General features: G+C 73.6%; 8 protein-coding genes. 7 read left to right on the top strand and 1 reads right to left on the bottom strand.

Annotation, left to right across the window (positions count from 1 at the left end; translation table 11 throughout):
- Positions 1 to 8 precede the first annotated feature (8 nt).
- From CP983_RS29785 to mreB, 7 genes are all read left to right on the top strand, one after another.
- Positions 9 to 1,385 carry an SLC13 family permease gene (locus CP983_RS29785; protein WP_150502942.1) on the top strand — a complete coding sequence of 459 codons (1,377 nt, stop codon included), beginning with the start codon at positions 9 to 11 and terminating at the stop codon, positions 1,383 to 1,385.
- Positions 1,386 to 1,437: 52 nt separating this feature from the next.
- The gene (locus tag CP983_RS29780; protein ID WP_150502940.1) at positions 1,438 to 2,880 is read left to right on the top strand and encodes an acyl-CoA synthetase; all 1,443 of its coding nucleotides are present in this window, start codon (positions 1,438 to 1,440) and stop codon (positions 2,878 to 2,880) included.
- Positions 2,877 to 4,214, top strand: a complete 1,338-nt coding sequence (locus CP983_RS29775) for a carboxyl transferase domain-containing protein (RefSeq protein ID WP_150502938.1) — start codon at positions 2,877 to 2,879, stop codon at positions 4,212 to 4,214. Before CP983_RS29780 ends, CP983_RS29775 begins: the two co-directional genes overlap by 4 nt.
- A gap of 135 nt (positions 4,215 to 4,349) precedes the next feature.
- A complete protein-coding gene (locus CP983_RS29770; RefSeq protein ID WP_150502936.1) occupies positions 4,350 to 6,089 on the top strand; it encodes a VMAP-C domain-containing protein in 1,740 nt (579 codons plus the stop codon).
- Between the two features lie 25 nt (positions 6,090 to 6,114).
- Positions 6,115 to 7,131, top strand: a complete 1,017-nt coding sequence (locus CP983_RS29765) for an AAA family ATPase (protein ID WP_125529849.1) — start codon at positions 6,115 to 6,117, stop codon at positions 7,129 to 7,131.
- Entirely contained in the window at positions 7,121 to 11,854 is a 4,734-nt protein-coding gene (locus CP983_RS29760) for an SAV_2336 N-terminal domain-related protein (RefSeq protein WP_150502934.1), read from the top strand. The genes CP983_RS29765 and CP983_RS29760 overlap by 11 nt, the downstream gene beginning before the upstream one ends.
- A gap of 217 nt (positions 11,855 to 12,071) precedes the next feature.
- Positions 12,072 to 13,109 carry a rod shape-determining protein gene (gene mreB, locus CP983_RS29755; protein ID WP_107906724.1) on the top strand — a complete coding sequence of 346 codons (1,038 nt, stop codon included), beginning with the start codon at positions 12,072 to 12,074 and terminating at the stop codon, positions 13,107 to 13,109.
- Between the two features lie 405 nt (positions 13,110 to 13,514).
- Here mreB and CP983_RS29750 read toward each other — a convergent pair whose 3' ends face one another.
- Positions 13,515 to 14,411: a DUF6424 family protein gene (locus CP983_RS29750; RefSeq protein WP_150502932.1), complete on the bottom strand. Its 897-nt coding sequence runs from the start codon at positions 14,409 to 14,411 to the stop codon at positions 13,515 to 13,517.
- Positions 14,412 to 14,547: the final 136 nt, after the last annotated feature.

Below are 14,547 nucleotides of genomic sequence, written 5' to 3'. Positions count from 1 at the left end.
GAGCCCGCATGTCCCCCGAACTCATCTCGATCCTCGTCCTCGCCGTGGTGTTCGTCATCGCGACGACCCGCTCGATCAACATGGGCGCGCTGGCCTTCGCCGCCGCCTTCGCGGTCGGCACGCTGGTCGCCGACCTCGACGCGGACGGCATCTTCGCCGGCTTCCCCGGCGACCTGTTCGTCGTCCTCGTCGGCGTCACGTACCTCTTCGCCATCGCCCGCTCCAACGGCACCACCGACTGGCTGGTGCACGCCTCCGTCCGGCTGGTGCGCGGCCGGGTGGCGCTCATCCCCTGGGTGATGTTCGCCCTCACCGGCGCGCTGACCGCAATCGGAGCCGTGAGCCCAGCCGCCGTGGCGATCGTCGCGCCGATCGCGCTGAGCTTCGCCGCGCGTTACGGGATCAGCCCGCTGCTGATGGGCGCGATGGTCGTGCACGGCGCGCAGGGCGGCGGCTTCTCGCCGATCAGCATCTACGGCTCGATCGTCAACGGCATCGTCGAGCGGGAGAAGCTGCCCGGCAACGAGGTCACGCTGTTCCTGGCCTCCCTGATCGTCAACCTCGTCATCGCGGCGGTGGTGTTCGTCGCGTGCGGAGGCCTCCGGCTGTGGCGGCAGGGCTCGGTGACGGAGGCCGACGAAGGCGCCCTGAAGGGGCGCGGGGAACTGCGCGACCAGCCACAGCCGACCGGCACAGGGACCACGACAGATCCCGGCACCCACCCCTCCCCCACCACCACCGCGACCGTCACCCGCGAAGCGAACCCCGCCCCCACCACCGCACTCCCCCTCACCCCACCCCGCATCGCGACCCTCCTCTCCCTGGTCGCCCTCGTCGTCGCAGTCCTCGTCCTCGACCTGGACGCGGGCCTGACCGCGATCACCCTCGCCGTCGTCCTCAGCGCGATCTGGCCGGACGACAGCCGCAAGGCGGTCGGCGAGATCGCCTGGCCCACGGTGCTGCTGATCTGCGGTGTGCTGACGTACGTCGGCGTGCTCGACGAGATGGGCACCATCACCTGGGCCGGCGAGGGCGTCGGCGGCATCGGCGTACCGCTGCTGGCCGCCGTACTGCTCTGCTACATCGGCGCGATCGTCTCGGCGTTCGCCTCGTCCGTGGGCATCATGGGCGCGCTCATCCCGCTCGCCGTGCCGTTCCTGGCGCAGGGCGAGATCGGCGCGGTCGGCATGGTGGCGGCACTCGCGGTGTCTGCGACGGTGGTCGACGTGAGCCCCTTCTCGACGAACGGCGCGCTGGTGCTGGCCGCGGCACCCGATGTCGACCGTGAGCGTTTCTTCCGGCAGTTGATGGTGTACGGAGGGATCGTGGTGGCGGTGGTGCCCGCGGTGGTGTGGCTGTTGATGGTCGTGCCGGGCTGGGGGTAGGCCGGTGGACGACAGCACTCGGTGTCCGTTGAACAGCTAAGGAGTACGACGCGTGTCCTCTCTCTTCCCGGCCCTGACGGCCGGTCCGGCGGGGCGGGTGGCCCTGAGCTTCGGCGACCGGACCCTGACGTACGGCGAGCTCGGCGCCGCCGCCGGTGCCCTCGCGGCACGGATCGGCGGGGCGGGCAGAGTGGCCGTCTGGGCGACCCCGGCGCTGGAGACCGCCGTGGCGGTGGTGGCGGCATTGGAGGCCGGTGTCGCCGCCGTACCGCTCAACCCGAAGTCCGGGGAGAAGGAGCTCGGGCACATCCTGTCCGACTGCGCGCCGACGGTGGTGCTGGCGGCGGCGGGGGACGAACTGTCCCGAGCTCTGGGCGACTTGGAGCGCGTAGATGTGGACGTGCGCGGGGCCTCCCCGCTCCCGGCCGTCCACGCATCCCCCGAGGACCCCGCCCTGATCGTCTACACCTCCGGCACCACCGGCCCGCCCAAGGGCGCCGTCATCCCCCGCCGGGCCGTCACCCACACCCTGGACGCGCTCGCCGACGCCTGGCAGTGGACCGGCGAGGACGTACTGGTCCACGGCCTGCCCCTGTTCCATGTGCACGGCCTGGTCCTCGGCATCCTCGGCCCGCTGCGGCGCGGCGGATCGGCGCGCCACCTGGGCCGGTTCGGCACCGAGGGCGTGGCGCGGGAACTGAACGAGGGCGCGACCATGATGTTCGGGGTGCCGACGATGTACCACCGCGTCGCCCAGGCCCTGCCCGAGGACCCGGGTCTGGCGCAGGCGCTGGGCAAGGCCCGCCTGCTCGTCTCGGGTTCGGCGGCGCTCCCCGTCCACGACCACGAGCGGATCACGGCGGCGACCGGGCAGCGGGTCGTCGAGCGGTACGGCATGACGGAGACGCTGATGAACACCAGCGTCCGCGCGGACGGCGAGGCCAGGGCCGGCACCGTCGGCGTGCCGCTGCCGGGCGTGGAGCTGCGGCTGGTGGAGGAGGACGGGACGCCGATCACGTCGCAGGACGGCGAGACGGTGGGCGAGATCCAGGTGCGCGGCCCGAACCTGTTCACCGAGTACCTCAACCGCCCCGACGCGACGACCGCCGCGTTCACCGCCGACGGCTGGTTCCGCACCGGCGACATGGCGGTGCGGGAGGCCGACGGGTACGTCCGTATCGTCGGCCGCAAGGCCACCGACCTGATCAAGAGCGGGGGTTACAAGATCGGGGCGGGCGAGATCGAGAACGCGCTGCTGGAGCACCCTGGGGTGCGGGAGGCGGCGGTGACCGGGGAGCCGGACCCGGACCTGGGCGAGCGGATCGTGGCGTGGATCGTCCCGTCCGACCCCCAGTCGCCGCCGTCGATCGAGGAGTTGGCGGACCACGTGGCCGCCCGCCTCGCCCCGCACAAGCGCCCCCGCAGGGTCCATCACCTGGAGGCGCTGCCCCGCAACGACATGGGGAAGATCATGAAGCGGGCGCTGACTTCATGACGGAACGGCTCGCGGCCCGGCAGGTCGTCGCCCTGATGACCGACAACTCCTCCTTCACCGAACTCCCCTATCCGGAAAGGCAGTCGGCGCCGGACGGCCCCCTCGCCTGGGACGGCTACGACGCCTCGCGCGCCCGCGCCGTCGAACGCACCGGGGAGCACGAGTCGGTGGTCTGCGGCACCGGCACGATCGGGGGGACGCGGGCGGTCCTGATCGTCTTCGAGTTCGGCTTCCTGGGCGGTTCGCTGGGCGAACGCACCGGCGACCGGCTGGAGGCGGCGTACGCCCACGCCCGCGCCCACCGCCTGCCGGTCGTCCCGCTGGTGGCGACGGGCGGCAGCCGGATGCAGGAGGGCATGCTCGCCCTCACCCAACTCCAGCGCGTGGCACGCCAGTCGGCGCTCACCCGGGAGGCCGGGCTGCCGCAGATCGCGGTGCTCCGGGACCCGACGACCGGCGGCGGCTGGGCCACCCTCGGCGCGGGCGCCGATGTGAGCCTGGCCCTGCCCGGCGCCCAGATCGGCTTCGCCGGCTCCCGGGTCCGCCCACCGGACGCGGACCCGTCGGCGTTCACGGCGGAGGCGCAGGTGGCGGCGGGGGCCGTGGACGGGGTGGTGCGCCCCGGGGAGCTACGGGGCCGACTGGCCCGCTGGCTGCGCCTGCTGACGGCACCCTCCACCGCCCCCGCCCCACCACCGGCCCCGCTCGGCGCCACGGACCTGCCGTCCACGGGCTGGGACGCGGTCCGAAGCGCCCGTTCCCCCCGACGCCCCCGCGCCGACGCCTACTTGGACGCGTACTTCACCCACCGCGTCACGCTCAGCGGCGACCGCTGCGGCGGCACCGACCCCGACGGCATGCTGTGCGGCTTCGGCGAGCACGACGGCCGTACGATCGCCTACGCCGCCCAGACCGGCACGGCCACCCGCCCCGCCGGCTACCGCACCGCCACCCGCCTGATCCGCCTCGCGGACCGGCTCGGCATCCCCGTACTGACCCTGGTGGACACACCGGGCGCCGCCAACGACGCGGAGGCGGAGCGGCAGGGGGTGGGCGCGGCCATCGCGGACCTGTTCGGCACGGTGGCCTCCGCACGCACCCCGATCACCACCCTCCTGATCGGCGAGGGCGGCTCGGGCGGCGCCCTGGCCCTGGCCGCCCCGGGCAACACATGGGCGACCCCGGACAGCTACTTCTCGGTGATCGGACCGGAGATGGCGGCGGCGATCCTGAAGCGGGGGGAAGGGGAGGTGGAGGCGACGGCGGATCAACTGCGGATCAGACCGCACGACTTGGTCGAGCTGGGGGTGGTCCGGGGCGTCGTCGAAGGGTAGGGAGCGGAGGACGAGGGGAGCGGGCGGTCGGCGGCGAAGGCCGTCGGGAAGGGAGAGGTTCCGAAAGCGGGGGCGGCTCCGACGGCCGTCCGGAACAATGGGTGTGCTCGACGGACAACGGGTGACGGGGGCGTCATGACAGGTCTGCGGGGTGCGGAGTGGCATGCCCGGATCGAGTGCGGGGGCAGGGTGTCGGGCGCGGGATTCCTCGTGGCCCGCGACAAGGTGCTGACCTGCGCGCACGTGATCGAGGACGGTGACGTCGCACCGGTGACGGTGACCTTCCCGCAGCGTCCCGACGAGGCTCCCGTGGCCGCGCGGGTCGTGACGCACGGCGGCTGGGACGGCCGGACGTCCGAGCTGGGCGATCTGGCCGTGCTGGAGCTGGACCGTGAACCGGAGATCGTCCCGGCTCCACTCGCCCCCGCCGACGTCGCGCACGACGACCGCAGGCTCATGGCCTACGGCTTCCCCGCCGGGTACGACGAGGACGGCACGATCGCCGAGTGCCGCACCGTGACCGAGCTGCTGCTCAGCGGCGAGTGGATCCAACTGGAGACCTGGAGCGGGCACGGCCAGCCGCTGGCCGTCGGCTTCAGCGGTGCCGCGGTCACCCTGGTCGAGACCGGGCAGGTCATCGGCATGGTCACGGCAGCGGCCGGCGCCCACGGCGTGCGCACCGGACGCATGATGCCCACACGTGTGCTCGCCCGCTACTGGCCGGGGCTCAGCGCCCTCGTGCCGCAGCCGCACGGCATGCGGAAGCAGGACCCGGAGCATCGCTTCGTCCCCGACTCCGAACCCGCGACCCCGGTCCCGGGCCACCCCGACGGCACCCGGCTGCGTGCGCTCGTCGAGCGAGCGGCGCGGGCCGGTCTCGACTGTGACCCCGTGCGGCTCTACTCGGCAGCGGCCGGCTCGTACGACCCGTTGCCGCCCCGCGAAGGCTTCGGCTCGTTGTGGTCGGCGGCGTGGTTCGTGCTGTGCGAGGTGGACGACCCGGACACCGTGACACGGTTCGCCGACCGTCTTGACGCCCTGCTCACCGCGCCGCCCCGGGCCGAGACCGGCGCCATCCTCATCGAGCTGGGGCACAGCGGTGCCGGTGAGGACCTGGTGCGGGTGGAGGTGTCGGCGTACAGCGCGGGGCGCCGGCATCCGGTGCCGGCGGAGACGGTTCCGAAGTCCCTGCTGCGGACCTGCATCCAGGACCGTATCGAGGACGCCTTCTGTCATCTGACGCCCGGCGCGGACGAGTTGATCGCCTTCGCGCTGCCCCGCGACTGGCTGGACTGGCCCGTCGACCGCTGGGAGAAGGGGCCCGACGACGACACACCGCTCGGCTGCGTCCACCCGGTGGTGGTGACCGACCACGCCCGGCGCAGAACCAGCACGCGGCATGTCCTCACCAGTGCCTGGAAGCGCCTGGACTCCCGTGCCGGCGCCCGTGTGCACCGCGTCGCGTGCGGGGGTGTCGAGGATCCGCGGAAGCTGCGGCTGGCGCTGGTGCAGTCCGAGGAGTGCCTGGCCGGCTTCGGGGCGACGTCCGACGCCGCCCGCACCCGCCCGCACTTCGAGACGTCGCTGACCGCACCGGCTCCGGTGATCGTGTGGTCCCGGCGGGGCTGCGATCCCGACCGGGCGGACTGCACGGGCGCCTCTGACTGCCCCGGCACGGCGTTCCTGGACGCCCTCGACACCCTCGTCTCCCATGTGCCGCCCGCCCAGCTCCCGCGCCAGGTGCTGAATCTGCGGCAGCTGGCCGACGCGGAGGAGGAGCACTGGGCGCGCGACATCCAGCTCCTGTGGGACGACCCCCGCCGTTTCACCGACCCGCACGCCACGGCCGTACACAGACGGTCGCCCGTCGCCTGACCCGTCCGCCGCCCCTGGGAGCACCATGCCGCACTGGTCCGTCTACACCGGCACCGACGAGCCGCACGACGCCGTCGCCGAGCTGCCCGCGCCGCCGCCGTGGCGGGCGTTCGACGGCGGCCCCGCGCTGTCGCCGCCCGGCGACACCGACGACGAGGCGGCGGTCTCCCCGGACCGGGTGCACCGGGCGAGGACGTACGTGCCGACCCCGGAGAGCGTCCAGTTGGTCAACGCCGCGCTGTGTCTGCGCCGCCCGCTGCTGGTCACCGGGCCACCCGGCACCGGCAAGTCGTCACTGGCCTACGCGGTGGCCCGCGAGCTGCGTCTCGGCCCGGTCCTGCGCTGGAACATCACCAGTCGCAGCACCCTCGCCGACGGTCTCTACCAGTACGACCCGCTCTCCCGCCTGTACGCGGCCCGCAAGGACGACGGCCACGCCCACGCTCCCGACGGCGTCGAGGACCATCTGCGCCTCGGCCCCCTGGGCACGGCCCTGCTCCCCTACGACCGTCCGCGCGCCCTCCTCGTCGACGAGATCGACAAGAGCGACCTCGATCTGCCGAACGACCTGCTGAACGTCATGGAGGAGGGCCAGTACGAGATCCCGGAACTGGTCCGCGCGGCCCGCCACTCCCGCGACGGCACCGCGCAGGTCCTGGCCGACGGCACGGACACCCCGGTGACGGTCGCCCGCGGCCGGGTCCGCTGCCGCGCCTTCCCCTTCGTCGTCCTGACCAGCAACGGTGAACGTGAGTTCCCGCCCGCCTTCCTGCGCCGCTGCGTGCGGCTGCGGCTGCGCCGCCCCGACCGCACCCAGCTCACCGACATCGTCCGTGCCCATCTCGGCGAACCCGACGCGCGGGCTCAGGGGCTGATCGCCGAGTTCCTGACCCGCGCCGGCACCGGCGAACTGGCCACGGACCAGCTCCTCAACGCCATCTACCTCACCGGGGTCGCCGGCCTGGAGGCCGACTCCCGCGAGAAACTGGCCGAGCGGCTGATGCCGTTTCTGAGCACGGCGGCCGACGGCGATGGCTTCTGAGGGGCGAGGGCAGGAGCAGAGCTCGGCGCCGGGGCCGGCCGCTTCGTCGTCGGTGCGTTCCGCGGAGGGTGAGGGGTCCGGCGTCGCCCGGCTGGCCGCCGTACTGGCCGCCGCCACGGATTCCGACCAGTCTGCGGACGGCGGGCCCACATCCCGGGAATTGGCCGAACTTCTCTGGTTCGCAGAGCAGTTGAGGGGAGGCAGAGAGGGCAGTCACGGCCCGGCCGCAGCCACCGGACTCGTCGTCGGCTCGACCGTCACCCCGGACGCGCCCACCGTCGTACCGGCAGACCCCGCCCCGCCGGACACCGCGGCGCCCGCAACTCCCGCCCCGCTCTCCGGCGGACGCGTCCCCCTCCACCTCCCGGAGCCCTCGCACCCCGGCGCGGCGCACTCGCGCGGCACCACCCCGCTGTTCGCACCCGCGCCCCCGATGCTCGCCCACCCCCTCGCGCTCCAGCGCGCCCTGCGCCCCCTCAAGCGCAAGGTCCCCTCCCCTCGCGCCCGGCTCCTCGACGAGGACGCCACGGCCGACCGGATCGCCCGGCTCGGCGGACGTCCCGACGTGTGGTTCCCGGTGCTGCGCCCGGCACCGGACCGCTGGCTGCGCCTGAACCTGGTGTACGACACGGGCCCCACGATGCCCGTGTGGCGCCCCCTGGTGCGTGAACTGCACACCACGCTCGCCCAGTCGGGCGTCTTCCGCACGGTCACCGTGCACCGGGCCACCCCGGACGGCCGCGCCCATCACGTCCCCCTGCTCGCCGACGGCCGCACGGTCACCCTGATCGTCAGCGACTGCATGGGCCCGCAGTGGCGCCCCGGCCCGGCGGGCGACCGCTGGTACCGCACCCTGCGCCGCTGGGCGACGCGCATGCCCGTGGCCGTCGTACAGCCACTGCCCGAACACCTCTGGCACAGCACGGCCCTGCCCGCCGTCCCCGGCCTGCTCACGGCGCCGACCGCGGCGGCACCGTCGGCCGCGCTGACCTTCGTGCCGTACGAGGATGCGGCGCGGGAGTCGATCCACGGCGCGCTCCCGCTTCCCGTGCTGGAGCCCGCGCCCGCCTGGCTCGCCAACTGGGCCGCCCTGATCGCCGCGCCGGGCGGCGGCCACACGCCCGGCGCCCTGGCCTGGCTGCCTCCGACGCCGGAGCCGCCCGCCGAACAGGCTCCGGCCGTCACCGCGTTGCCCGCGCCGGACCTGGTCCTGCACTTCCGGGCCACCGCTTCCCCGGAGGCCTTCCGTATCGCCGGCCATCTCGCGCTGGCCAATCCCTCCCTGCCGGTGATGCGTCTCGTCCAACGCGCCCTGGACCGCAGCCCTCGCCCGCAGCACCTGGCCGAGATCATCCTCAGCGGCCTGCTGACAGCGGTCCCGGGGCCGCCGGGGTCGTACGAGTTCCGGCCGGGGGTGAGGGAGTTGCTGCTGCGGTCCCTGCCGCGGACGGCTCGCACACGGACGCGGGAGTTCCTGGCGCGGGTGGGCGAGTTGATCGACGAGCAGGCGGCCGTCACACCGGGTGAGTTCCGTGTCGAGACACAGGGCGCGGAGGGGACCGAGTTCGCGACGGTCCGCGCCGAGACGGTGGAGCGACTGGGCGGCGAGCCCGAGGAGGGTCTGGTCGGCGGGCGGTACCGGTTGCTGGGCCGGCGGGGGCCGAGCCGGCGCATGTGGGCGGCCGTCGACATGCGGACCGACCGACCCGTCGTCGTACACCGCTATGGGCCGCAAGCCGCCCCGCAGGAGCGGTTCCTGCGGGAGGCACGGGCACTGGCGGAGCTGCGGCATCCGAACGTCGTGCGCGTGCTGGACTACGGCGTCGAGGCCGAACGGCCCTATCTGGTCGCCGAGTTCGAGGACGGGATCACCCTGGCCGAGCTGCTGCTCGGCAGTGGGCCGGGAGTCTCCTTCCGGGTGTACGCCCAGTTGGTGTCCGACGTCGTGCCCGCGCTGGAGGCCCTGCACGAGCACGGTCTGGTGCGCGGGCAGGAAGGCTGGGACGGACTGCTGCTGCGCCCGGACGGGACAGTGGTGATCAGCAGGTTCGCGCTGGGAGAGGACTCACAGGGACACGACGAGAGGTCGGACTTCCTCCTGTTCAGGTCGATGCTCAGAGCCCTGGCCTCGGACAGCCCGAACAGCCTGCGATTCCAGCGGTTGCAGGCGGAACTGGCGCAGGGCACGGATCCGGTCGACGCCGTACGGCGGCTGCCGCGCTCGGCCGCCTTCGACTGGTCGCTCGGCGGGGTGGAGGCCGACCGCCTGCGCATCACCCTGCTCGGCCCCCTGAACATCAGGCGGGCCGGCCGCTTCCTCACCACGTCCCCGGAGGCTCAGGCCCTGCTGTGCATCCTCCTGCTCAAGCAGGGCCGCCGGGTCACCCGCACCCAGCTGGCCGAGGGCCTCTGGGAGCGGCCTCCGTCGGCCGCGGAGGCCGCGCGCCGCCTGCAGGAGGTGGCGACGGAAGTACGGCACTGCCTCGGCGCCGGCACGCTCGCCGAACTCGCCGACGGGTACGCGCTGCACCTGCCGGGCGACTACCTCGACATCCACCACTGCGAGGAACTCGTCGCCCGGCGCACCGACGACCTGCCCGCGGACGCCCAACGCTCCCTCGTCCAGGACGCCCTGAGCCTCTTCTACGGCGATCCCCTGGACGGCATCCCCGGCCCCGCCGCGAAGGCGACCCGTGCCCGGCTGCGCACCCTGCGCCTCACGCTCTGCGCCGCCCGGGCCGAACTCGACCTGGAATGCGGCGACTTCGCGCAGGCCGCTGCCGACCTGGCCGCCCTCGTGCAGGATCACCCGGACCGCGAGGACCTTCGCCGGCTGCACATCCGGGCGCTGAAGGGGATGGGCCGGATCACGGAGGCGATGGAGGCGTACGAGTCCTACGCCGAGGTCCGCCAGCGCCGGCACGGCGACCCGACCGACCCCGCCCTGCACGAGCTGTACGTCGAGCTGCATGCGGCGCCCGGACGCGAGCGGCCGACGATCGTCTTCGAGGCGGCCGGACTGGACGAGCGGCCCGACACCCGGGACGCCCTGGGCCGCGCGGTGACCCAGCTGCTGTCCCGCGGGGATCTGGCCTCGCACCAGTACGAGGTACTGGCCCGCGACAACGGCTACGTCGTGCTGACCGAGCCGGACGCCTATGTACTGCCCGTACTGGTCGCGCTGCTGCGCAATCTGCCGGAGGCCCTCGCGGAGGTCGAGGAGCCGCCGCGGTTGCGCGTGACGTTCTGGCACGCGCCCTGGTTCGCCGAGTCGACCAGGCCCGTCGTACCGGAGGAGGTGCAGGCCGTCCTCGACGCCGCCGACGCGGACGTGCTGGTCGTCGTCTCCCCCACCCTCTACGAGGAGTTCGCGGACGGCTCCGCCACCCTCGGCCCGGCCCGCTTCGAACCGCTGCGCACGGACCACGGACCCGGTGCGCCCCTGGCCTGGTACAGCACCCTGAATCTGCCGAGCCGCGGCCATGCCGACGAGAGCACCCAGGACCTGGTGCGGGGCCCCTTCACCACTCCCGACGCGGGCAGGCTCGGCACCCAGGACCCGGGCCGCACGGCCGTGGTGATCGCCCCGAGCGACGGCCCGATGATCGTCCTGCACCCGGCCCACCCCCTCTCCAGGAATCCGCCGCGGCTGACGACGTACTACGAGGTCGACCTCACGGTGCACCGCACCGGCACCGTCCTCTCCCTCCCCGGCTCCGGCGGCGGCACGTTCGTCGCCACGGCCGAGCTGTCCTGGCACGTGCAGGACCCGGTCGCCTTCCTGCGCGGCGGGGCCACGGGCGTCGCCGACATCCTTCTCAGGCACGTCGCCACGGAGGCCAGCCGGATCACCCGCCGCTACCCCTTGCGCCGGGTCGGGGCGGCCCAGCAGGCCGTGCGCGCCCGGCTGCAGAACTGGCCGGTGCCCGGGCTGTCGGTGACGTGCGCGGTCCAGCTGGCGGGTGAGACGCCACAGGAGCAGACCGCCCCCGCGCCCCCGCAGCCGTCCGACACGGCCCCCACGGCCACCCCCGCCGATCTCCTCCGCGCCGCCGAAATCGTCCTGCTCGGCTTCGAGGGGCCGCTGACCAGTCCGTTCTCCGCGAAGGCAGCCCGCAGCGCCGCCCTCGACCTGCTCTCCCTGGTCGTCGACCACCGTGACCCCGAGGACGCACTGGCGGGCCGACCCCTCACGGGTGCCGGCGGTGCCCCCATCCCGCTCCAGGAGGAACTCGTACACCCCCTGGAGGTACTGCGGGCCTTCGCGGACAACGGCACCCTCGCCCAGCTCCTGAGCGACCGCCTCGACGAACTGGAACTGCGGGCCGTGACCGGGGCCCGCGCGACGCCGGGCGCCGGCGATCTCGTCCGTACTCTGCACGCCTCCGGTCGCCGCCCGGCCGTCGTCACCGACTTCAGCGAGCGGGTCGTCCACCGCTACCTGGAACCCCGGGAACTTCCCGTGTCGGCGGTCTTCGGCCGGAGTCTGCCGCTGATGCCGGATCCGGAGCGCCTGCGCCTCGCGCAGAGCCGCTTCGGCCGCACCGCCGCGTTCCTGCTGATCACCTCCACGGCCGCCGAGGTCACGGCCGCCCGGCGCCGCGGCATCCCCGTCATCGGCCACGCCGGCTCCCCCGCGGTCGAACGACGCCTGCGCAAGGCCGGCTGCGACCTGATCGTCGACAGCCTCGCGCCTTTACTCGACGCCGCCCACTCGCTCTGACCGCGACACGCCGCCTGACATCCCATCAGATCCAGAACCCCCCATTCAGCGGCACCCCACCCGGCCCCCTCCAGAAGGCGCCCCCTCCCGGTCCGCCCTCACGATCGATGTCAAGGAGGCTCGCCGCACGGCGGCCCGCACCCACGACCCGTCACCCAAAGCGAGGCCCGCCACCCACCCGGCGGACCCATGGTCTGCGTTTTCCGGGAGGACCCCCATGACCGCCACTCTGGAGCAGCTGCGTCGCTGCCACTTCGCCGTCGATCTGGGGGCGGCCAGGACCCGTGTCTATGTGAAGGGCTCGGGGCTCGTCGTCGACCAGCCGTCCGTCGCCGCCGTCAACACCCGCACCGGCGCCCTGATCGCGGTCGGCGAGTTCGCGGAGCGCATGACCGGCCGGACCCCGGACTACATCCGCGTCATGCGGCCCGTCTCCGGCGGCACCGTCGTCGACATCGAGATGGCGCAGCGCATGCTGCGGCACCTGCTCGGCGACAAGATGCGCCGTGCCCTGCGCCGCAAGCCGTTCCTGCGCGCGGCGGCCTGCACGCCGCACGACGCCGACCCGCTCGCCCAGCGCGCGGCGATCGAGACCCTGGTCGGTCTCGGCGCGCGGCGCGTGGAACTCGTCGACACCCTCATCGCCGCCGCCGTGGGCTGCGGACTGCCCGTGGAGCAGCCCGAGGCCAGCATGATCATGGTGTGCGGGGCCGCCGCGACCGAGGTCGCCGTGCTCTCCCTCGGCAACATCGTCACCGCCGAGCGGATCCGGGTCGGCGGCGAGGCCGTGGACCACGCGATCGTGCAGCACCTGCGGCACGAGCACGAGCTGATGCTGCCCAGCCAGAACGTACGGCCGCTCCAGCTCGCCCTGTCCGGCAACGGGCTCACCCCGCACGGCCCCGCCTCCACCGAGATCCACGGCCGCGACGTCTGCACCGGCCTCGCCCGTTCCGTGCAGGTCGACACCGCCGCCGTACGGGACGCCATCCAGACGCCGCTCACCGCCGTCCTCGACAGCATCGGCAAGGTGCTGCGCGACTGCCCGCCCGACCTGGTGGCCGACCTCGCCGACCGCGGCATCATGATGGTCGGCGGCAGCGCCCTGCTCCCCGGCTTCGACCAGATGCTCCGCCAGGCCACCCGCATGCCGGTGCACATCGCCGAGCGACCCGACATCTGCGCGGTCCAGGGCCTGGGCACCATGCTGGAGGGCAAGGTGGAACCGATGGAACTGAACCCGATCTCCTCCTGAACCCCGGCGGACGCGTCGATCCCCAACTGCCGTGCCCACAGGGCTTCGCGGTCACGGCCCGTCGAGCGAGCCGAGGTCGCGGGTCATCCGGGGCGCGAGCAGTTCCGGGACGGCGTCGGAGTCGCGGGCGTCCGAGCCCGGTGTCAGTACGGCAGGATCCGTCCCGACGGCGTGCGCCGGTCGATCTCGCCCCTGGTGTCGCGGGGAGCGGCGGGCCGGCGGGTGACACGAACACGAACATGGGTCTGGCGGTTCATGGCGCCCTCCTCGTATCTCGGGTCCGTTGCGACCAGCCTTCTCTCCGCAACCTTTCGGCACATCGTGCCCACGGAGGCACTTGTCATGCCTCCGTGGCATGAGCGGATGGGGGCGGGGCTACTTCCGGAGGAGGACGGCGCCCCTGGCTCACCTCGGGGTACCACCGCGTGCGCCGCCCGTGGCGGCACGCCGCCGGTTGTGCAGCGGCCCGGCGGCGGTCTTGGCGCCGCGCGGGATCTGCTGTTCGAACGCGGCCAGCGCGATCGGGCTGTCCGGCGGTACGACGGCCATCATGTGGCGCCGCTGCGCCTCCGCGACGGCGTCCCCGGCCGCGCTGCCGTGCCGGGCGTGCACGATGCGCAGTTCCCCTTCGCCGGAGCCGCGGCGGCCGACGGGGGTGACGCCGGCGTTGGTGCCGTCGGGGAGGGTCACCCACAGTTGGAAGTCGTCGTACCGGAAGTAGTCCGCGGCCTTGATCGGCCAGGGGTAGTGGTGCTCGCCTGCCGCCTCGGGCAGGACGCCGGAGTGGTCGGGGGTGGTGAGCGGCACGCACGAGTTGAACAGGGAGTCGGTCCACGCCTCGACGCCGTCGGCGTCCTCGATCGGGGTGTCGAGCAGCTTGCGGGCGCGTTTGTAGCCCAGTTCGTCCAGGGCGGGCAGGGTCAGCGGGAACGCGGCGATCAGCTCGGCGGCTTCCCGGCGGAGCCGGTCGACCTTCTCGGGGTCGGCGCAGAACTGCGCGCTCCACTCGATGCCGACCCGGGCCCGGTACATCCGCCAGCCGCCTCCGCCCTCCTCGGTCTTCACCCAGAGGCTGCCGCCGTGGTGCATCTCCCAGGGGCCCGGGCCGTACGGCAGCTCCGCGTCCGCGGCCGCCAGCTCGGCGAGGATCAGCTTCGCGGTCGCCTTCGCGGCGCGGAACTGCGAGGACTGGGTGCGCTCCGGGTGCTTGACGACCTGTATCTCCCAAGGGTGGTTCTCCTTGCGGTTCTTGCCGAGCTGGAACCTGCTCCGGGTCTCCGGCCGTGCCAGGAGATCAGTCATGTCCGGCCTCCTTTCGGCTCTCCTTCCATCGTCCGCCGGTCCCACCCGCCCGTCGACCGCGCTGGACCCGGCCCGCCGACAGGCGCACGCTCGTCAGTGGGGCCCGCGACACCTCTCCCCACCGCCCCCGTACGGA

Origin of the sequence: Streptomyces chartreusis, from assembly GCF_008704715.1 — a bacterium.
Taxonomy (GTDB): Bacteria; Actinomycetota; Actinomycetes; order Streptomycetales; family Streptomycetaceae; genus Streptomyces; species Streptomyces chartreusis.
The sequence above is the reverse complement of the archived record's forward strand: the minus strand, read 5'-3'. Positions and strand labels throughout refer to the sequence as shown.